Below are 20,030 nucleotides of genomic sequence, written 5' to 3'. Positions count from 1 at the left end.
GACCATTTTGTTCAATTGGTCACTTATTAGTAAAAAAAGAGACTTACATCTCTTTGTTATGAATCAGCGCATACATGAAATGCTGCTGAAAGATTTTGGCTATCAAATCTTTATCTAACCGCCCATACTTCTCTTCATAGTCAAAAACAAGACTCATATACAGTTTATATAATAAAAATGCTGTAATACTCGGTTCCGATGCATAGATTTTCTTCTGCTCAACGGCTTGAATGAGTTGCGACTCAACACACTGTATAATAGCATCCTCTATCTTATCGAGTGCCTGTTTTGAATGATCCGTACCAAACATTCGCACCTCATACGTCAGCTTCATCATTACCTGATGCTCTTTTCTAAATTCAAGCAACTGGTTTAATGCCTCATAAAGATTATCTGAAACAGATTTCTCAGGAAGTATACATTTATAAAATATGTGCTCCATCTCAATAATTATTTGCTGCAAAACCGCATCAAATAAATCTTCCTTATTATCAAATACTGTATAAATGGTTCCTTTGCCAACCCCGGCAAGACTAGCTACTTTATCCATCGTGGTTCCTTTAAAGCCATACATGGAAAACGAATTAGCAGCTGAATCTAAAATGAGTCCACGTTTATTTTCTAACATTAATGAATCATGCCCTTCTTCAAATTAGGTGAATTCAAAAACTTGATAATGACTATAATACCAAATTGGTCATTTTATATTTATATCATAGCTAATTATTTATTACAAGGCTTACTATATAATTTATACTATTCTTTAATTGCCACAGTAAACCGAGCTTCTTCCTAATCTAGTAAACTCAATTTCTAAGCCCTCTCCTTGAGGAGTTACATTCATTAATTCCAATTGTGAACATGTCTATTATCTGTTGATCGTAAATATAGATTCTATTTCTCTATTAGTAATTTGACAAATTCGAATCCTCATTCTATACTGTTAAAAACTAAAATTAAATAAATCTTTTATCGAGAGCGGTGGAGGAACTTGGTCCTATGAGCCCGCGGCAACCATTATAAGTATAATTTTCTTATAACAAGGTGCCCAATCCAGCAGACAATGTCTGAAAGATAAAAGGGATAATACTAGATATGTTGCCCCTTTTTCTTTTCAGAGAAAGGGGCTTTTACTATTTAAAAGGAAATTTGACAGGTGGACAGGATGGTATGGTTGGATTATATATCTGTGCCTTTTAACCAAGCATTTATATATATATTAAATGGAGAGTAGGGAACAAGTTATGACAGCATATGGAATTTGGACAATTAGTTTTGCGTTAATTTATACGCTCATCTTAATCATAGTAGGTAATAGAGCAAAACGAAAAGCAACACACGGGGATGGGTACTTTGTCGGTGGAAGAAACTTCAGATGGTGGACCGTAGCCTTCTGTATTACTGGTTTATTCTCAGGATCAACTTACATATCAATCGTTGAACTTTCTTATTTAACTGGTGTTTCTGCGGTATGGTATGGAGTAGCAGAAACAATTCAAGTGCTGATCATAGCGCTTTTAATTATTAAACCTTTTCGAGAAAAATTGTTAACGACTGTTTCTGGGTTAATTGGAGATCGGTATGGCCGGGGGGCTAAAGCTTTATCAGGGGCTATTACCGCATTTGCGTTTCCAATGTGGTCGGTTGCAACTGCCATTGCATTTGCATCCGGTTTTCACGTCTTTACCGGGATTTCTTTATCCGTTTCCATCGCATTCACCGCGCTCTTATTATTTATATACCTACAGGCAGGCGGCATGTGGGCCATTGCATTTACACAATCGATGAATACGATCGTTTTCACATTGATGTTCATTGTTGGAGCTATTGCATTTTTTATCAATCCTGGTATATCAGGAATACAGCAGCTCGCATTCGACCGTCCTGAGATGTTCGATTTTGGAGGGGCAGGTCTTCAAGTGATTTTAGTATGGTTCGGAACGTTTCTTGTAAATGTCATCCTGGCCCAGGCTGCATTTCAAATGGCCCTATCTGCTCGTACCCCGGAAGAAGGGCAAAAAGGTCTAATTATCGCTCAAATAATGAGTCTTCCTTTTATATTTTTTGGAATATTATTTGGACTGTCAGCTGCAGTCGTAGTACCGGATGAAGGCCTTGGTTTAGTCGCCTTGCCACTGTACCTAATGGAAGTACTTCCGGCTCCGCTCGTAGGTTTATTTTTCCTTGGAATATGGGCATGTGCGCTTGGCTGGGGAGCACCTTGTCAATTTTCCGGTGCCACTAGCTTAGGAAAAGATACAGGAAGTGCGATCTTTCCACTAGCAAGTCCCGAACAGTTAGTGAAATATACGAAGTGGTCTCTTTTACTATTAACAGGACTAATGATTCTATTTGGTACCCTTCGTACGGAACAATCAGCATGGTGGAATGTGTTCGCCTGGACGATACGAAACTCGGCCACATTCGCCCCTGTCGTAGCAGCCTTATTCTGGCCGCTCGTTACTCGAAGCGCTGTTATTGCCTCTCTTGCTACCGGGTTTGTGTCCGGGTTATTATGGTATCACTTAGGAGGTTGGGAACCTGATCAATTTTTCCTTAACATCCACCCAGTATGGGTTGGAATGTCCGTCAATATTGCAGTTATCATCCTAGTTACTGTTTTAACAACACTAGGAAAATGGAGTATTCAAACAAAGGGAACTGCTGTAAAAGGTTTCAGCTTTTTATTTGCAGGAGTTGTTCTCATCGGAATCAACGTGGCATATTTCGAGCCTTTATATGAACAAGGGCTATTCGGCCTCTTTGCATTCGCTGCAGTCATCACCTTCTTTATTACTACATTATTATTTGTAAAAGAGAAGCAAGTTTCCCAAACTTATGTAAAAAAGGGGGCTTGACTTCTTATGACTGAATGGGAGAGGTTACTAGTCTCAACTCCTCTCCTAACACCGTAATTTAGATTTAGTTTCAATTATGCGAACGCTCGTTTTTTTCTTTTGAATAATCCCCACTAATGGGTGGGGATTACTAACCTACTCTTCCTCTTCTTCCGGGCTTGCAAAACTAAATTCATCTCCAATAACATATTCGCTGGTGTTAATCTTTTGATTGGCTTGCAGTCCTTTATGAATCGAATCCCCATAATTAATAGATGATCCACCCGACATTTGATTAACACGTATTTGACGTATATTGGTTTGATGACAACAAGGCTTCATCTCAAACCTCCTTCCCTATACTTACTAGTTTATGCAATCGGGACAACCTACGTACAGTTCATCGCCACCCTTAAGTATAATTTGTGTGTCGGTCTATCTTTGCTTTTATTTTTAAAAAAAGTAATAACCCAGATAACGCATAATTAAATGTAATCGCACATTTATCCTGCTATACTATTAATTGTAATCTTATACTGGAGGTTTATCATGCTACAAAAGTTCAAAACACTTTCACTTCTGGCGGTCGCGTTACTCATGATAATGATGGCTGCTTGTGGAGGACAATCAGAAAATGATCAAACAGATGAACAAATGGAGACAGCAGAGGATTCAGTAAGTGAGCAAGCAGAATACTTAGAAGATGTTGAAGAAAATCCAATTGTCACCATTTCAATGGCAGATTATGAAGAAGACATCATCGCTGAGTTATATCCGGATATCGCTCCAAATACAGTCACCAATTTCATTTCATTGATTGAAGATGACTATTATAATGGTCAAATTTTCCACCGAGTTGTTCCTGGATTCATGATACAGGGCGGAGATCCTGAAGGTGATGGATCTGGTGGACCAGGCTACTCTATTGCAGGGGAATTCAGTTCAAACGGATTTGAAAATAACCTGCAGCATGATCGAGGAATTCTTTCCATGTCCAGAACGAATGATCCCAATTCTGCTGGATCACAATTTTTCATTATGACGGAAGAATCCCCACATCTTGATACAGACTATGCTGCTTTTGGAGAAGTAACAGAAGGAATGGATGTCGTTGATAACATTGTTGACGCAGAACGAGATGATTCCGATAAACCACTTGAAGATCAACAAATAGAGTCTGTCGAAGTAGATACGAAAGGGTATGACTATCCTGAACCAGAAGTGGAATAATTTGAATTAGTAGCAGGGAATTATTTTCTCTGCTACTAATTACAAGGTTTACTATATATTTAAAGAATTACTGTTGTATTAGTTGAAAACTTTTTTCTAGGTAATGGACTTTTTCTGTAATAAAATCACTTTCGTATTTTGCCACAATATTTTCATCTAGTTTATCATTCGTATTATCTATTTTTAGTTGATAGCATTTGGCTGCATGAGTTGTTCTGCGACGTAAGCAAATCTAATTTCTTTTCTAAGTTGTTGAAACGCAGACTATGAGATTTCACTTCTTTTTTTACTACTTCCAGATCACCTTTAACCATGATAACCTCGCCTTTTGCTAATCCCAGGTCATCCTTAACAATGGTGACTTCACCTTTTAACTCATATCGGCCTTTCAATATGTACCCTGCTACGCGGAATTCTTCTGCAACAAGGGATTGACCGCTTATTTTAGGAAGTTTAGCATTACACTATTAACCACGGGTCCCAAATTGCCACCTGATAAAAACTACTGAAAAGAGAGAAAATCCCCTGATTACAAACTTAATGTGAAAAATACAGTCCGTTAACGTTGCCTTTACATTCAGATGATACAATGTATGTATCAAAGAAAAGGAGGAAAAATAAAAATGAATACACGTGCGATATTTATTGACATGGACGGAACACTGCTAACATCTTCGAACGAGATTTCCCAGCGTAATGCAGAAGCGATTGATAGGCTTATCAATCAAGGGATTAAGGTTTTTCTTGCGACCGGGCGTCAATACGAAATAACAGCCCCTTACCACAGAGCGCTTAAATTGCAAACACCGATGATTTGTTTAAACGGAGCCTCCATTCATGATGGCCGAACAGGAAGAGCGATTCAGATTAAACCAGTCATGTTGGATGAGGAACGATTTCACCAAGTAACTGAAGAAAGTTCCTACAACGTTTTTGTACACACTGCTACTGGCCTATATTGCAACCGGATGACTACAGAAATAGCTGAATGGACAAGAGAAGGCAGAGTCCCGCCATGTTATATAGGGAATTTGAGAAATGTGGATTATCAGGATGTGCTAAAATACAGTATTCGGACAGGTGCTCCTAGCTCGCAACTGTCGAATTTGTTTAAAGAAGAAGCAGCTGTTATTGATTGGAGTGATGGATTTGAACTGGTCGCTCATGGGGTTTCAAAATGGTCAGCCATTATAACATTACTTCGAGCTTATGAAATAGACCCATCCGAAGTAATCACAGTAGGAGATGGTCCAAACGATATACAAATGCTTCGTAATTCCGGAACTGGAGTCGCCATGGCCAACGCTGATTCAACGGTCAAAAACGCAGCTGATTTTGTTACAGGGCATCATGAATCCGACGGCTTAGCTGACTTTATTGAGCGCTACCTCGTGAATTCTTTTGCTGTATAAAGCGTGAGGCAAAGGATAGGGATATGGAACGTGTGCATTAATTATATAGTGAAACCTTACCGAATCAGATACGATTCGGATTTTTATTTGTACCGTTATTAAACACAACAGAAAAGCAAGCCAACGAGTTTACGCGTGTTGTGGTTACTTCTGCGTTGCCCACAGGATTTGGGCGGTTTTAGCAAAAGGTCGTTGTTTCCGAACCTTTTTGAACATCCTCTTAAAAGCAATAATTAATGGATTGTATTATACTCGTCTGTAGGAGGTTAGGTGTAAACAACTAATTTTCAAGAGAAAAGAGATTCATTTATGGGAACAATAGAGAAACTACAAGCTTTCATCATACTATTTGCTGTTGGTTAAGGTCTTTCATTAGGACAAGTAGACCTAATTGAACAATATGCGGAGACTCTCGTTATTCCGTTTCTATTCATGATGCTATATGGACTATTTTTAACGATCCCCTTGCAACGATTAAATAAGGCTCTTCTTTCCAATATTAAATTCCTCGGATCCAGCAACCATCATTAATTTTATATGGACACCATTGTTAGCTTGGGGCTTAGGAGCCGTATTATTATCTGATCATTCAGCTTTATGGATTGGTTTTATCATGCTTATGGTGACACCCTGTACAGATTGGTATCACGTGTTTACTGGCATAGCAAAAGGAAATGTATCGATTTTACCGATTAATTTAATTCTACAAGTAGTGCTTCTGCCAGTATATGTAGTACTTTTTGTTGGAACCATTGAAACGATAGCTATAACAACGCTTATAGAGAGTGTCTTGATTGTGTTGGTTATTCCTTTCATACTTGCGCACCTTACACGATACCTATTTAGAAGAAAAGATTCTGTTTTAATCAACAAAGTTATTCCCTTTTTCGCAAATGCTCAGATTTTCTTTTAGCATTGACCATTATGGCAATGTTTGCTTCCCAAGGTTCTTACTTACTTGAAAACGTAGGAGTCATTTACATTTTAATGATACCAATTTTGCTGTTTTTTGTTATTAATTATGTGATAGGGTGTCTGGTTAGTAGGTTTTTAAAGTTTTCTTATGAAGATTCGGTTAGTTTAAATTTGACGATTGTTGCCAGAAACTCACCAGTTGAAGTGGCTATAGCTGGAACAGCATTCCCGGATCAGCCTCTCATTGCTCTGGCCTTGGTATTGGACCTTTGATTGAATTATCTGTCCTTGCCATCGTCTCTTCTTTGCGCATTTGCACCAAACATTACAATATTGATTGCAGCACGTTTTTTATAGGGTTTCACCGCCGCTGCAGGGGTTGTTCTTTCTCGTGCCGTTGTACGTGATGTGTTTAGCGGCAAAGAGCTTACGAAATTTTTCTCGCTTTTAATGGTCATCAATGCTGTTGCGTCAATGATCGCACCAATGGCTGGTGGCGCAATACTACTCTTGCCTATTGCAAGTTGGAAAACGATATTCTTATTTTAAGTTTTATTTGACTTTTCCACCTCATGTATAGCTAATAACTAATTAGATGTTGTACCTTCAATACATTATCTTTTTTAATGATGAGCATAGTATGAAGAGAGTCTGTAATAATTAATTCTCTTCAACGTTTCTTCCACAAATGCAGAATCTTCCATTTTAAGATTTCTCAATTTAATTAATTCAATTTGTTCAGAAAATGTAGTCGGCTTTTTTATATGGATATCTTTTTCCATCCCAAATTCCCCCTAGAAATAAAAAAGACCCACCGTGTCCGCTTCTGTGAGAGGCGTGGTGAGTTCTGTTAACTATTATATACCTTATATACGTGAAAATGTCAATATAGCAAGCCCATTTGAAATATTATTACGTCATTATTTATAGGTGCGGTATCGGACTGAATACCTTCTAAAGCAACATTCCCCTACCGACTCCTATGGAGGGTGATATAATCACCTCCCCCTATCTCTATTCTATAACATGCTTACTTTCTTTCGCTTCAAGACGACGACGGTGAAGAATTGGCTCCGTGTAGCCACTTGGTTGATCTTTTCCTTTAAATACAAGGTCGCAAGCCGCTTGGAATGCGATCGATTCATCGAAGTTAGGCGTCATTGGACGGTATAATGCATCTCCTGCATTTTGTTCGTCAACAATTTTGGCCATGCGCTTCAACGTATTTAATGTTTGCTCCTCTGTACAAATATCATGGTGCAGCCAGTTTGTAATCATTTGGCTGGAAATGCGCAATGTTGCCCGGTCTTCCATAAGCGCAACATTGTTAATATCAGGAACTTTGGAACAGCCGATACCATGATCGACCCAACGAACAACGTATCCAAGCAATGTCTGTGCACTGTTATCAAGCTCCTCCTGTATTTCCTCTGCTGACCAGATTGGATTTTCTACTACTGGAATTTGCAAAATTTCATCACGGTAATCTTTTACTTCCTTTGCTAGCTCCACTTGTACTTTTCTTACATCAATTTCATGGTAGTGAAGGGCATGCAATGTCGCTGCCGTTGGTGATGGAACCCAAGCTGTGTTCCCACCTGCCTGTAAATGCCCTCTCTTTTGCTTAAGCATAGCATCCATCAAATCTGGCATAGCCCACATTCCTTTACCTATTTGCGCTTTCCCTTTTAAACCAGCAGCTAAGCCAACACGTACGTTATTTTTCTCATAGGCATTCAGCCAAGTGGATGATTTCATTTCACCTTTACGGATCATTGGGCCTGCTTCCATTGATGTATGGATTTCATCACCTGTACGGTCTAAGAAGCCTGTATTAATGAAAACAATTCTTTCTTTTACCTCATGAATACTATTTTTCAAATTCAAGCTGGTACGGCGTTCTTCATCCATTAACCCTATTTTGAGTGTATTGCGCTTCATATCAAGCATATCTTCTACACGGTTAAATAATTCATTTGCGAAAGCAGCTTCTTTTGAACCATGCATTTTCGGCTTAACAATATAAACAGAACCTTCCTTCGAATTTTGCAATGGGCCGTTTCCTAGGAGACCGTGTTTAGCCATCAAGCTTGTAAACACACCATCCATCATACCCTCAGGAACTTCCTGTCCACTTTCATCCAGAATCGCATTGTTTGTCATTAAGTGACCAACATTACGGATAAACATAAGCACACGACCGGATAGTATGACTTCTTCGCCGTTCGGGCCTGTGTAAGTGCGGTCAGGGTTTAATGTACGTGTCACACCTTTTCCGCCTTTTGTGAATACAGATGTTAAATCCCCTCTGTTCAGGCCTAGCCAGTTGCGGTATACGAGGGTTTTATCCTCGGCGTCTACAGCTGCAATGGAATCTTCACAGTCCATAATGGAGGAAGTTGCAGACTCTAAGTAAATATCCTTCACGCCCGCTTCGTCCGTTTTTCCAATCGAATGATTTCGATCGAATTGAATTTCAAAATGTAAGCCGTTATTTTTCAGCAAGACAGCACTGGGCTCTTCCGCTTGCCCCTGGTAGCCGGAAAATTTAGAAGCATCATTAAGCTCCGTTGTGTCGCCGTTTTTAAGTACGACTTCTAATTTCCCCTTAACGATTGTATATTTTTTTGCTTCTGTATGTGATGAAACCTTAAGCGGTGCATGTTCATCAAGGAAGTTTTTTGCAAATGCAATGACTTTGTCGCCGCGTACAGGGTTGTATGAATCTTTCTTCTCGGCGCCGCCTTCTTCACTAATTGCATCCGTTCCGTATAATGCATCATAAAGTGAGCCCCAGCGTGCGTTAGCAGCATTGATCGTATAGCGCGAATTATCAATCGGTACAACAAGCTGTGGCCCAGCTTGACGTGTAATGACGTCGTCAATATTTTCTGTTGTAATGCTAAAATCTTCTACCTGAGGCTCTAAATAGCCAATGCGCTCCAAAAATGCCTTGTACTCATGATAATCAAATACATTGTTTTCTTTATGCCAAGCATCAATTTGCTTTTGAAATTCATCGCGTTTCACTAACAAATCTTTATTTTTCGGAGCCAAATCGGAGACAAGCTTCCCAAAATCCGCCCAAAACGTTTCGATGTCAAGACCTGTTTCCGGTAGTGCCTCCAAATTAACGAAGTCATAAAGCTCTTTTGCAACCTGAATACTGCCCTTTTTCACGTAATCCACCATTCGTCATACCTCCACTTCCTTCATTCTACTCCTATTCTATTACAGAGTAGCTTAGAAACATAAATACATTTTTTGCATGAACGTTATTCCTTTTGGCTATACCTTGTAGTATAATAAGGCACAATTACACATTATTGGCTTGAGAGGGTGCCTATCATGGACATAAGGCAGATTGAATATTTTGCAGAAGTTGCGAAGCAGTTGAACTTTACAAGAGCAGCATCCATCCTTCATATTTCCCAGCCATCATTAAGCAAAACAATTAAAAACCTGGAGACCGAGCTCGGTGCTCCGCTTTTTTATAGAGGGGCTAATCAATTGGATCTAACGGATGCAGGCCAAGCCCTTTTAACAAATGCGAAACATGTCCTGTATGCGTTTGAGAATTTAACATCTGAACTTAATGATGTCATTGATTTAAAAAAAGGCGAAATTAAAATTGGAATCCCCCCGATTATTGGCGCTGCATTTTTTTCAAAATTAATCAGCCAATATAAAGAAGCCTATCCTTCCATTGAATTGATCTTAACTGAAGTTGGCAGTAACAAAATCAAAGATGGCGTTGATGAAGGAACACTTGACATTGGTTTAGTTTGTAATGTACCCATTCAAAAAGGTAACTTTGAAACTGTTAAACTATTAAAGGATCCGTTAATGCTAATTGTACAAAAAGACAATCCCTTGGCTATAAAAGGAACAATCGACTTTTCACATATTAAAAAAGAGGCATTTATTTTGTACCGGAATGATTTCTCTTTACACGACAGTATTATTGACACTTGCGAAAAACATGGTTTTTATCCAAATATCGTCTGTGAAAGCTCGCAAAAAGACTTTATGGTTGAGATGGTTGAAGCAAAGTTAGGTGTTGCTTTATTACCGAGTAAAATCTGCGACCAGATTAACAATGAAGAAATTATCACCATTCCTTTTAACAGACCTGTTGTTAATTTGGAGTTAGGCATGATCTGGAGAAAGAACACCTACTTGCCGTTCGCTGTACGTGAATTTATCACCATGTCGGAATCGTTTACGGTTTAAAATATTATATAGGCTTGGATAAGGCGTACGAAGCTTGGAAAGAAGAATACTAATTAACAAAACCTTGAAAGGGTATACCCTTTCAAGGTTTTGTTAGAATCATTTTATTTTATCTATAACTCTTATAATGTGTAACACCTATACAGTAGCACTTATCGAATAAACTGTTCCTTTTCTTCATCAGTTAAATCCTGCAGTTTTACCCCGTTTGCACGGCAATATCCTATCATAGCGCCAACTTTTACACAGTGATCTTCAGGGGCAGATGGAATTGCAAATACACTGTTAGGAAATGCATCATCAAATTTTTCTATATTCCGTTGCATCATGTCTTCACTCACCTTCTATACTATTAGTGCGCTCAGGACGTATGGTTATGGCTATGTGATTAGCATTGAACATCACGATTCATTCATGTCTGTTGCTGAAGGATTAAATCAGGCTGTGAGGAATTTAAAACGCGTGAATATCGAAGAGAATGCTGGGGACATGTGGTTGGTGACTGGTTTTTAATATTGGTAGTTACATTTATATAATATTGAGAACATTTATTCTTTATTGCTATTAATCTATGAAAAGGTATGTTAATATAAAATCAGCAACTACATAGGTATTGTGAGCGGTTGGCCATTTCCTCTTTTTTAAGTCCTCATGAGAGGAGGTGGCAGGGAATGACGACATATGAAACACTAAGTCTGTTAGCTCAGTTTGGGTTACTCGAAATTGCTAACTTGACTCTAACAGTGACAATTGTCGTTTACCTAAAAAAAAGAAGTAACCGCTCCTAAACCAGGGTCGCTGTTACTTCTTTTTTGGTAAACACGGCCAACTGCTTTTGATGCAGTTGTAGTTGCCGGTGCCGGGTAGTTGATGCTACTCGGCACCTTATTTATAAGTATAGTATAAATTCATTTATTTATACTGTCAATGAAAACATCGGCTTGGCGAATGTTGAGTTTTCTAATAAGTGAATATAGCTAGAGATAATTCCATGGATAGATAAACGGTAAAGAAAAATATTAATATAATTAACAAAACCTTGAAAGAGCATACCCTTTCAAGGTTTAATTAAATCGCAATCATTATTTTTTATCTAATCTATAAACCTGTTATGAATCAAGCAGGATCAAACCCATCTCGTAGTAACAACTTTCTTCCGCGTATAAAAGTTAAGTCCATCTTTCCCATTTGCATGCAGATCCCCATAAAAGGAATCTTTCCAGCCAGAAAACGGGAAGAACGCCATTGGTGCTGGTACACCAATGTTCACACCAAGCATACCCGCATCAATTGTTTCACGGAACTTGCGGACACTGCCTCCATCATTTGTAAAAATACATGCCCCATTAGCAAAGCGCGATTGATTTGTTAGTTCAACAGCAGAATCAAGATCCTGGACTCGGGCAATAGATAGAATAGGTGCGAACATTTCATCCTGCCAAATTTTCATTTCAGTTGTTACATGGTCAAAAATAGTCGGCCCTACGAAATAGCCTTCACGTTGAGCATCTTTATCACTACGTCCATCACGAACGAGTTTTGCTCCTTCTTTTTCTCCCGTTTCAATATAATTTAACGTACGTTCTTTATGATTATCGCGGATAACTGGTCCCAGGAAAACACCTTCGTCCAGGCCGTTGCCAATTTTAATTTCATTTGTTTTTTGTGTAAGCTGCTCAATGAATTCATCCGCAACGGATTCTTCAACAGCAACAACAGAGGCTGCCATGCAACGTTCTCCAGCTGAGCCAAAAGCAGCATTAAGAATTTGCGTTGTTGCATTATCCATATTTGCGTCACGTAATACGATAGAGTGGTTCTTCGCTCCTGAAAGTGCTTGAACACGTTTTAGGTTATCTGTTCCACGTTTGTATACATACTCAGCAACAGGCTGTGAACCAACAAATGAGATGGCTGCTACATCTTTATGATCAAGCAGACCATTCACCACATCATGTGCACCATGAACAATGTTGAATACACCTTTAGGCAATCCCGCTTCTTCTAGTAATTCAGCTAAACGATTAGCAAGTAATGGCGTACGTTCGGATGGTTTTAGTACGAACGTATTCCCAGTTGCAATGGCTATTGGGAACATCCAAGCTGGCACCATCATCGGAAAATTAAATGGTGTGATTCCGCCGATAACCCCAATTGGATACTGGTAAACACCTGATTCAAGGCCTTCAGCAATCGATGGCAATTGTTCTCCCATCATTAAGGATGGTGCGCCTGCAGCGAATTCAACATTCTCAATACCTCGTTGGACTTCCCCTTGTGCTTCTTTAAAGCTTTTTCCGTTTTCGATGGTTATAATTTCAGCTAGCTCATCCCAGTGATCTACGAGTAATTGTTGATATTTAAATAAAATACGCGCCCGTTTCGGAACCGGTACTTCTTTCCAGGTTTGAAAAGCTTCCGTCGCAACGTTTACCGCTTGATCCACATCATCCAATGACGAGATCGGCACATGTGCGATAACCTCTCCTGTTGCTGGGTTATATACGGCTTCTGTTTTATCCGATTCTGCTTCAACCCATTTTCCACCTACATAGTTTTGAAGTGATTTTACTTTTGTTTGACTCATTTACATAACCTCCAGATTTTATAATGATTGAGCTGCTGTTTCTCTATCATACAATAGCGTGTTTGGATTCTTATACTCTAATCCATGAGCGTCGGCGACTGCTTTATATGTTACATATCCATTTATCGTATTAATCCCCTTTAAAATAGATTCATCTTCTAAACTTGCTTTACCATATCCCTTGTTGGCAATTTTGAGCGCATATGGAAGCGTAACATTGGTTAATCCAAGTGAAGATGTTCTTGGAACCGCTCCTGGCATATTGGCAACAGCATAGTGAACGACTCCATGCTTCTCATATGTTGGATTATCATGGGTGGATATTTTATCAGCCGTTTCAAAAATTCCCCCTTGGTCAATAGCAACATCTACGATAACCGACTTTTCCTTCATTGCCTTTACCATGTCTTCCGATACCAATTTTGGTGCTTTTGTTCCCGGGATTAATACAGCTCCAATGACAAGATCAGATTCCGCTACGGCCTCAGCTATATTAAACGAATTTGATATAACGGTGTTAACCTGATTCCCAAATAAGTGATCCAACTCTCGTAATCTATTTGCATTAAGATCAATAATAGTTACCTCAGCCCCTAATCCAAGGGCAATCTTAGCTGCGTTTGTTCCTACGACTCCACCACCTATGATCGTTACCTTACCTCTATTAACGCCAGGGATACCACTTAGAAGGATACCTTTTCCTCCCTTTGGCCTTTCCAAAAATTGCGCTCCGATTTGAGTTGCAATTCTACCTGCAACTTCACTCATCGGTGCCAGTAACGGAAGAGAACCATCTTTTTCCTGGATAGTTTCATAGGCAATACTTACTACCTTCGAATCCATTAATTCCTTCGTTAAAGCTGGCTCAGCAGAAAGATGAAGATAAGTAAGTAACAGTAAACCTGGATAAAAGTAGTGGTATTCTTCCGGGAGTGGTTCTTTTACTTTCATAACCATTTCCTGAGACCATACCTCTTTCGGATCCTTTACAATCTCAGCCCCTGACACCTGGTATTCTTCATCACTGAACCCTGATCCAACTCCAGCTTGACTCTCTATCACAACCTTGTGTCCCGAATTAACAATTGAATAGACACCAGAAGGAGATATTGCCACCCTGTTTTCATTGTTTTTTATTTCCCGCGGTATACCAATCTTCATTTATATCCCTCCATTTTTGGCTGAATAACTTTCCCCCATTTTATAGTAGGTAACCTTCTAAACTTCATTCTCCTTAAAAACTTTTTTCACTACATCAATGATGAAGCCCAAGTCATCATCCGTACTCGATAGTGGTGGACTTAACGTTAGTATATTATTATAACCTGCTACGGTATCTCCATTTTTTCCAATAATTAGTCCATTTGTTTTACAGTCTCCAATAATTTTCCCTATTCGTTCTGCTGATGCTGGTTCCTTTGTATTTTTATCCTCGACTAATTCAATCCCCATTAAAAATCCCAATCCCCGAACATCCCCCACATACGGATGACTCCTGAGCTCTTCAAGTTCCTGTTGAAGCCGATTACCTAAAACAGCGGCTCTGTCCGTTAGATTTTCTTGTTCCATAATTTCAATGTTTTTCAAAGCAACGGCACAGGCTGTAGGATTTCCTCCAAATGTATTGACATGACGAAAATGACTATTATCCTCACTACTTTTAAATGATTCGTACAAGTCTTTACGAACAGCTGTGACCGATAATGGCAGATAACCACTTGTGAGTCCTTTCGCCATGGTAATAATGTCTGGCTTAATATCAAAGTGCTTATGGCCGAACGCTTTACCAGTCCTACCGAAACCGCAAATCACTTCATCTATAATTAGTAAAACTCCATGACGCTTACAGATTTTCTCGACTTCTTTTACATATACTTGATCTGGGATTAGCACGCCACCCCCGGTAATGAGCGGTTCCATAATAATACCAGCAATTGTCTCTTTCTGTTCCCAAATAATTTTATCTTCCAGTTCCCCGGCCCGTTGCAAATTATATTGCTCGACAGACATTCCAGCAGGCCTTCGGTAATTATCGGGAGGGGCTACATGTAAAAAACCAGAAGAGAGTGGCTCATACTTATATTTACGTAGTGCCTGCCCCGTTGCAGCCAGTGCACCCATGGAACCGCCATGATACGCTCTGTAACGGGAAATAAATTTATACCTTGAAGATTCACCATTTTGCTGGTGGTATTGCCGAGCGATTTTAAAAGCAACCTCATTTGCATCAGATCCACTATTGGAATAAAAAATCATATAGTCATCATCTAACATGTCATTTATTTTTTCAGCAAGCTTAATTCCTGGCTCATGACTTTGTGTCATGGATGTATAAGCCATCTTTTTCATTTGTTCGTATGCAACGCGTGCCAACTCTTCACGTCCATAACCAACGTTTACACACCAAAGTCCGGACATCGCGTCCAGATATTTATTTCCTTGGTGGTCTGTGATCCAAGACCCCTTTGCTTCAGATGCAATCATGGGATAGTTTTTTTCATTATACGGAGAAATATGATGCCATACATTTTCCCGATCCTTTTCATTAAGTGACTGTGTATCATTTTTTACTGTTTTCATATTCATCTTCTCCTTGCGAAAAATTGATAAAATCAAATCATTAAGAGCCTCATTAGATTTACTAACTGTCCATCTCATTCATTACATGTGTTTTGACTATACTCACTCTTTACTTCTTTCTGTTTATTAAAATCTTTGTTTGACAGCGCTTTTTACATCGTTCATAATCAACTATACAGATAATTAATAATATTTTCATTTTACAGTGTGTTAAACTATTCTGGTTTTAAGTTAACACTTTGGAGGGATTAAATTGAACAATAATTTTGAGCCAACTGTTACTGATGTTCTTTCAAGAGAAACATTTAAAAATGCTGTAGTTTTAGCAGGTTCTGGAGGGTTAAATAGAAAAATAAAATGGACACATATATTGGAAACGAAGGAATTTGATAAGCTAATAAATGGGAATGAATTAATTCTTAGTACTGGTTTAGACCTTCAACTTAATTCATCCACGGCAACCTATGAGAGATTGATTGAAAAAAAGGCTGCAGGAATTTGCATTGAAAGGGGGCCGTATTTCTCTGGCCTTTCATCTCAAATAAAACAATTAGCAGATGAAAACCATTTCCCTATCATCGTGTTTGAAGAAATTGTAAAGTTCGTTGATATTACGCAGGATTTACATACACTTATTATTAATCAGCATCACCAAATGCTAAACCAATTAAGTGAATTGACAAAGAAATTCACCGAACTATCTCTTGCTCCAAATGGTATTTTAAAAATCTTACAGCAGCTCCATAACAGTTTTAACAAAAAAGCATTTTTCTTAACCGATGAAGCAAAATCGTATTATTACCCTCCAGAAGCCAAGCACTTAGAATTGTTGCTTCAAACACATTTTAAAAATATTAATCCAGTGAATATGCAACCAAAAACTATTTTATTTGATAATGATTCATTTGCTTTAACGCCAGTCGTAGGACTGGGACAAGTTTGGGGATATCTGTGTTTGCATATAGATGACAAACAAACAGATGAATTTTTATTCTCTGTATTAGACCGTGCTGCGCTCTCGATAGCACAGATCTTATTAAGAAATAGAACAATAGAAGAAAGAAAACTAAATATGGAAGATAAATTAGTGCAGAATTTGCTTCAGGGCCGAGATTATGAAGCAGAAGAACTTCAAGCCTTCCTCCCTTCCATAAGTGAAAATCTATATTACCGAATTTTTATCATTCAAACCAATGCCCCTCCATTAAATATGGAAGAGGACTGGGAAGAAATAAAAGTTCAAAGATCCATGCTGTTTCGTTCCCTATTTAAGCAATCAGGCTTTTTTCCAGTCGTTTCAGCTAAAAAGAATGAAATTGCCATAATATGTTCCTTCACTGCTGAAGACAAAGAAAAAAAAGAAACAAGCAGGCTATCAAATATAATTGATAACATATTTAACGTGGATGAAAAGAATATTATAGATGGAAGCTCTACTTCTATTGGTGTGAGTAGCGTTTACCAAAACATTTCTCGAGCACCAATAGGCTATATAGAAGCAAAAGAAGTCCTTCAATTACAGTATGCGGGTCTCTCAAAATGCTTCTATTATGAAAATATAGGTATTTATCAACTCCTTTTTAAAATACAAGAAGATGGACATCTGGAATCTTATATTAATGAGCATATTGGTGATTTAATTTCTCATGACCATAAAACGGATGCTGCGTTTCTGAAGACACTTGAAATTTACTTCGAGTGTAACGGTTCAAAAAAGGAGGCTGCTGACCGTTTATTTATTGTTAGACAAACACTATATCACCGCCTAGATAAAATTGAACTGATTCTAGGCAAAGATTTCATGGAACCGATGAACCGAATATCTATAGAAACTGCTATAAAAGGCTACCTTTTAATGAATAGCAGACTTAGTAAAGAAAATAGAAAGTTAAATGCGACAAATTTGGTAGAGTGAAACGATTTTCCAGATCCGTACCATTTTATAAAATGATTTGAATAACCAAACTCCAGGTATCAACTGGTAAGAGGAGTTTGGTTATTCTGAAATTATAAGGGATGGTACTGACCTGTTACACCATCCACAATAAAACCCTGTCCATCTCCATTTTTATTGTAAACGACCCAGAATGGCCGATAGAACAATTGTTGTTTTTCTACCTGGACGTGTGAGAAAGAAATCATCCTCATTTTTAAAGATAACGATCGAAAAACAAAACTTTCGGAAATGGGTAAACAGTCTTCAAGCGTCTGATGTTTCTGCATTCGCTGTTCACCCAATATTTCGGCCTCTTCCAATTTCGGGTTGAAATCCACCAGTGAACCACTCCCACTAATAGCATCCACCGCACAACCAACTTTTTCGTCCATTGGCAGAAAAAGTCTTTTAGCTTTTACATTATAGACGAAAAAGTAATACGGATAATAGATAATTCTATCCGCCAAATACTTTGCATCAGGGTGTAATTTCATGAGACTTGTTTCTATTTGTTTCTTTTCAAATTTAATTGATTGTGTTAAGATTTTTTCTCCCATGATATTATCCCTCTAAATTCAGTCTGATTTTTGGATCTCCAACTGTACGTCTGCGCGATTTGTCAAGCGACGATTCCTGTTGCATTTCGTTTGATTTCGGCTGCTTTCCTACTGTTTTCCGTTGCACTTCTTTTGTTTCAAGGAAGTAGGAAATATTCCGTGCTTCAGGTGCCAAATCTTCAAAAATTCCTTTTTCCAATTTTTTAGGGATTCTTTTATTCTGTTTAGCTAAATCAAATGCATCCAAAATTGGATCTGAAGGAGGCGTCCCAAACTTATTTCCAATCAGCATTGCAATTAAGGAAATTAGTAAACCGGCCAGGAATGGGTGTATACCAGTGGCATTTTGAAGCGTGAATAATTCCCACGCTATATTGGTTACAGATCCCCCTACCATGGCAGACAGCACACCAATTTTATTGGCATTTTTTGAATAAACTGAAGCAATATAAGGAATCATAAATGTATTCCCCAATACGCCAAAAGCAAATACGACAAGTGCAAATACACTTGGTGGCTCGTATACAGCCACAACAATACCGATGACACCCCCAATTAAAATACACAACCTGGACACCAGTAGTTGTTGTTTATGGCTAGCCTTTTTATTAATAAAGCGGCTATAAACATCACGTGAAAGTGTCGTCCCAGCCTGCATAAGCAAGGCATCACATGTAGACATAATGGCTGCCATAATGGCTGAGAGCAAAATCGCCGCTGCTATTCCTGGAAATAACATATATACCATCTCAGGAATAACCATCTCAGGGTCTGAAATGTTAGGCATGATTATAATGGCAGAAAGTCCTAGTATATAAGGGGTGAATGTAAATAGTTGATTAAATCCCGCTGACCACAAAATTGCATTTTTAGTAGTATCAGCACCTTCCATGGACATATGTTTAACGGAAACGTGTGGCAGTCCCATATACCCGATAGCATAAATAAGTACTGCCCCCAGAATAACTCCCCACTGTCCGTAATAGATCAAATCCTTACCCCAAATGCTGAGATAGGTGGGGTCAATCGCTGCAAGCTGTTCATTTAATCCTGATAGACCGCCTACTTGTGGTAATACCATGACACCAATTATACTTACACCAATCAGCATAATAACCCCTTGTACAAAGCCACTGAAAGCAACAGCCAGATATCCTCCAGCAACAGTATAAACAACTATAACCCCAATACCTATAACAAGAGCCAATTCATAAGAAAACCCTGACATGGTTTCTAATGCCTTGCCGGCAGCAATAAACTGTGCAAATGCATATGCAAACAGAAATATGATTGCCACAGCTGCTCCATACACACGGACTGCCGTACTTTCGAATCTTTTTTCTAAATATTCTACTGGTGAAAGAGCACCTAATAGTTGTGACATTCTTCTCATTCTTTTTCCCAGTACTGACAGGTTAACGATGGATCCGCCAGCATCACCTATAGCATACCACAGAGCATGCCAGCCTTCTTGGAATGCTTGAGCGGGCCCACCCATAAACATGAATCCGCTCATAGATGAACTTTGCATGCTTATGGCAGTAACTGGAGCACCGATTTTTCTATTACCTAATAAATAGTGATCAGCAGATGCTGATGCCTTTTTCGTAAAATATAGCCCTATCCCTAGCATTGAAAGTAAATAGATAAAAAAAACGATAATGTCTAAGTTCATTAACAATTACTCCCTCCCTCAAGAAATTTTGTTTTCTAAAATATCGTTTTGCTTTTCCGATTTCCTCC

17 protein-coding genes, 2 pseudogenes and 1 riboswitch are annotated in these 20,030 nt (G+C 38.6%); of the genes and pseudogenes, 8 read left to right on the top strand and 11 right to left on the bottom strand.

The genetic code is table 11. From position 1 onward, the window contains the following. Positions 1–43 precede the first annotated feature (43 nt). The gene (locus OLD84_RS06435; RefSeq protein WP_209463227.1) at positions 44–628 is read right to left on the bottom strand and encodes a TetR/AcrR family transcriptional regulator; all 585 of its coding nucleotides are present in this window, start codon (positions 626–628) and stop codon (positions 44–46) included. 338 nt (positions 629–966) lie between these two features. Continuing rightward, positions 967–1,081: riboswitch (SAM riboswitch) on the top strand. A 163-nt stretch (positions 1,082–1,244) separates the two neighbouring features. Here OLD84_RS06435 and OLD84_RS06430 point away from each other — a divergent pair. Next, positions 1,245–2,858, top strand: coding sequence for a sodium:solute symporter family protein (locus OLD84_RS06430; protein ID WP_209463226.1), 1,614 nt, complete (start codon positions 1,245–1,247; stop codon positions 2,856–2,858). A gap of 135 nt (positions 2,859–2,993) precedes the next feature. Here the strand turns inward: OLD84_RS06430 and OLD84_RS06425 are convergent, their stop codons facing one another. Further along, positions 2,994–3,179: a hypothetical protein gene (locus OLD84_RS06425; RefSeq protein ID WP_209463225.1), complete on the bottom strand. Its 186-nt coding sequence runs from the start codon at positions 3,177–3,179 to the stop codon at positions 2,994–2,996. Positions 3,180–3,386: 207 nt separating this feature from the next. Here OLD84_RS06425 and OLD84_RS06420 point away from each other — a divergent pair, with 207 nt between their 5' ends. Further along, on the top strand, positions 3,387–4,067 hold the full coding sequence (locus tag OLD84_RS06420; protein ID WP_209463224.1) for a peptidylprolyl isomerase: 681 nt from the start codon (positions 3,387–3,389) through the stop codon (positions 4,065–4,067). Between the two features lie 173 nt (positions 4,068–4,240). Here OLD84_RS06420 and OLD84_RS06415 read toward each other — a convergent pair whose 3' ends face one another. Then, positions 4,241–4,459 (bottom strand): hypothetical protein, encoded by a 219-nt coding sequence (locus tag OLD84_RS06415; protein ID WP_209463223.1) that lies wholly within the window; start codon positions 4,457–4,459, stop codon positions 4,241–4,243. A 231-nt stretch (positions 4,460–4,690) separates the two neighbouring features. Between OLD84_RS06415 and OLD84_RS06410 the strand changes: the two genes are divergently transcribed. The 3 genes and pseudogenes from OLD84_RS06410 to OLD84_RS06400 all read left to right on the top strand — a co-directional run. After that, positions 4,691–5,479 carry an HAD family hydrolase gene (locus OLD84_RS06410; protein WP_209463222.1) on the top strand — a complete coding sequence of 263 codons (789 nt, stop codon included), beginning with the start codon at positions 4,691–4,693 and terminating at the stop codon, positions 5,477–5,479. A gap of 390 nt (positions 5,480–5,869) precedes the next feature. Continuing rightward, positions 5,870–6,717, top strand: a pseudogene (locus OLD84_RS06405) (arsenic resistance protein); the annotation flags it as partial. Next, a pseudogene (locus OLD84_RS06400) lies at positions 6,692–6,940 on the top strand (MFS transporter); the annotation flags it as partial. The pseudogenes OLD84_RS06405 and OLD84_RS06400, both read left to right, overlap by 26 nt. 77 nt (positions 6,941–7,017) lie before the next feature. Here OLD84_RS06400 and OLD84_RS06395 read toward each other — a convergent pair. Together OLD84_RS06395 and OLD84_RS06390 are read right to left on the bottom strand one after the other, a co-directional pair. After that, positions 7,018–7,176 carry a hypothetical protein gene (locus OLD84_RS06395; protein ID WP_209463221.1) on the bottom strand — a complete coding sequence of 53 codons (159 nt, stop codon included), beginning with the start codon at positions 7,174–7,176 and terminating at the stop codon, positions 7,018–7,020. A gap of 232 nt (positions 7,177–7,408) precedes the next feature. Beyond that, positions 7,409–9,586 (bottom strand): malate synthase G, encoded by a 2,178-nt coding sequence (locus OLD84_RS06390; RefSeq protein WP_209463220.1) that lies wholly within the window; start codon positions 9,584–9,586, stop codon positions 7,409–7,411. Between the two features lie 156 nt (positions 9,587–9,742). Between OLD84_RS06390 and OLD84_RS06385 the strand changes: the two genes are divergently transcribed. Next, a complete protein-coding gene (locus tag OLD84_RS06385; RefSeq protein ID WP_209463219.1) occupies positions 9,743–10,627 on the top strand; it encodes a LysR substrate-binding domain-containing protein in 885 nt (294 codons plus the stop codon). Between the two features lie 152 nt (positions 10,628–10,779). Here OLD84_RS06385 and OLD84_RS06380 read toward each other — a convergent pair whose 3' ends face one another. After that, positions 10,780–10,956 carry a hypothetical protein gene (locus OLD84_RS06380; protein WP_209463218.1) on the bottom strand — a complete coding sequence of 59 codons (177 nt, stop codon included), beginning with the start codon at positions 10,954–10,956 and terminating at the stop codon, positions 10,780–10,782. 342 nt (positions 10,957–11,298) lie between these two features. On the opposite strand from OLD84_RS06380, the gene OLD84_RS06370 reads away from it, so the two are divergent. Then, a complete protein-coding gene (locus OLD84_RS06370; RefSeq protein WP_245301570.1) occupies positions 11,299–11,415 on the top strand; it encodes a putative holin-like toxin in 117 nt (38 codons plus the stop codon). Between the two features lie 338 nt (positions 11,416–11,753). Here OLD84_RS06370 and OLD84_RS06365 read toward each other — a convergent pair whose 3' ends face one another. Genes OLD84_RS06365 through OLD84_RS06355 form a run of 3 tightly spaced genes read right to left on the bottom strand, consistent with a single transcriptional unit; the run spans position 11,754 to position 15,794 of the window. Beyond that, entirely contained in the window at positions 11,754–13,214 is a 1,461-nt protein-coding gene (locus tag OLD84_RS06365) for a CoA-acylating methylmalonate-semialdehyde dehydrogenase (protein ID WP_209463216.1), read from the bottom strand. An 18-nt stretch (positions 13,215–13,232) separates the two neighbouring features. After that, positions 13,233–14,375 (bottom strand): alanine dehydrogenase, encoded by a 1,143-nt coding sequence (ald, locus tag OLD84_RS06360; protein WP_209463215.1) that lies wholly within the window; start codon positions 14,373–14,375, stop codon positions 13,233–13,235. A 57-nt stretch (positions 14,376–14,432) separates the two neighbouring features. Next, the gene (locus OLD84_RS06355) at positions 14,433–15,794 is read right to left on the bottom strand and encodes an aspartate aminotransferase family protein (RefSeq protein WP_209463214.1); all 1,362 of its coding nucleotides are present in this window, start codon (positions 15,792–15,794) and stop codon (positions 14,433–14,435) included. Between the two features lie 253 nt (positions 15,795–16,047). On the opposite strand from OLD84_RS06355, the gene OLD84_RS06350 reads away from it, so the two are divergent. Next, positions 16,048–17,709, top strand: coding sequence for a PucR family transcriptional regulator ligand-binding domain-containing protein (locus OLD84_RS06350; RefSeq protein ID WP_209463213.1), 1,662 nt, complete (start codon positions 16,048–16,050; stop codon positions 17,707–17,709). A gap of 92 nt (positions 17,710–17,801) precedes the next feature. Here OLD84_RS06350 and OLD84_RS06345 read toward each other — a convergent pair whose 3' ends face one another. Together OLD84_RS06345 and OLD84_RS06340 are read right to left on the bottom strand one after the other, a co-directional pair. Continuing rightward, complete coding sequence (locus OLD84_RS06345; RefSeq protein WP_209463212.1) at positions 17,802–18,287, bottom strand: hypothetical protein; 486 nt, start codon at positions 18,285–18,287, stop codon at positions 17,802–17,804. Between the two features lie 4 nt (positions 18,288–18,291). Beyond that, entirely contained in the window at positions 18,292–19,962 is a 1,671-nt protein-coding gene (locus tag OLD84_RS06340; protein ID WP_209463211.1) for a sodium/proline symporter, read from the bottom strand. Positions 19,963–20,030 lie beyond the last annotated feature (68 nt).

This window comes from Virgibacillus natechei, assembly GCF_026013645.1.
Taxonomy (GTDB): Bacteria; Bacillota; Bacilli; order Bacillales; family Amphibacillaceae; genus Virgibacillus_L; species Virgibacillus_L natechei.
The sequence above is the reverse complement of the archived record's forward strand: the minus strand, read 5'-3'. Positions and strand labels throughout refer to the sequence as shown.

What these genes read in the sequence shown, in the direction of transcription:
- OLD84_RS06365 (WP_209463216.1), bottom strand. Translation starts at nt 13,214, where the DNA reads ATGAGTCAAACAAAAGTAAAATCACTTCAAAACTATGTAGGTGGAAAA.
- OLD84_RS06390 (WP_209463220.1), bottom strand. Translation starts at nt 9,586, where the DNA reads ATGGTGGATTACGTGAAAAAGGGCAGTATTCAGGTTGCAAAAGAGCTT.
- ald (WP_209463215.1), bottom strand. Translation starts at nt 14,375, where the DNA reads ATGAAGATTGGTATACCGCGGGAAATAAAAAACAATGAAAACAGGGTG.
- OLD84_RS06355 (WP_209463214.1), bottom strand. Translation starts at nt 15,794, where the DNA reads ATGAAAACAGTAAAAAATGATACACAGTCACTTAATGAAAAGGATCGG.
- OLD84_RS06435 (WP_209463227.1), bottom strand. Translation starts at nt 628, where the DNA reads ATGTTAGAAAATAAACGTGGACTCATTTTAGATTCAGCTGCTAATTCG.
- OLD84_RS06430 (WP_209463226.1), top strand. Translation starts at nt 1,245, where the DNA reads ATGACAGCATATGGAATTTGGACAATTAGTTTTGCGTTAATTTATACG.
- OLD84_RS06340 (WP_209463211.1), bottom strand. Translation starts at nt 19,962, where the DNA reads ATGAACTTAGACATTATCGTTTTTTTTATCTATTTACTTTCAATGCTA.
- OLD84_RS06420 (WP_209463224.1), top strand. Translation starts at nt 3,387, where the DNA reads ATGCTACAAAAGTTCAAAACACTTTCACTTCTGGCGGTCGCGTTACTC.
- OLD84_RS06425 (WP_209463225.1), bottom strand. Translation starts at nt 3,179, where the DNA reads ATGAAGCCTTGTTGTCATCAAACCAATATACGTCAAATACGTGTTAAT.
- OLD84_RS06370 (WP_245301570.1), top strand. Translation starts at nt 11,299, where the DNA reads ATGACGACATATGAAACACTAAGTCTGTTAGCTCAGTTTGGGTTACTC.
- OLD84_RS06410 (WP_209463222.1), top strand. Translation starts at nt 4,691, where the DNA reads ATGAATACACGTGCGATATTTATTGACATGGACGGAACACTGCTAACA.
- OLD84_RS06380 (WP_209463218.1), bottom strand. Translation starts at nt 10,956, where the DNA reads ATGATGCAACGGAATATAGAAAAATTTGATGATGCATTTCCTAACAGT.
- OLD84_RS06395 (WP_209463221.1), bottom strand. Translation starts at nt 7,176, where the DNA reads ATGGAAAAAGATATCCATATAAAAAAGCCGACTACATTTTCTGAACAA.
- OLD84_RS06385 (WP_209463219.1), top strand. Translation starts at nt 9,743, where the DNA reads ATGGACATAAGGCAGATTGAATATTTTGCAGAAGTTGCGAAGCAGTTG.
- OLD84_RS06345 (WP_209463212.1), bottom strand. Translation starts at nt 18,287, where the DNA reads ATGGGAGAAAAAATCTTAACACAATCAATTAAATTTGAAAAGAAACAA.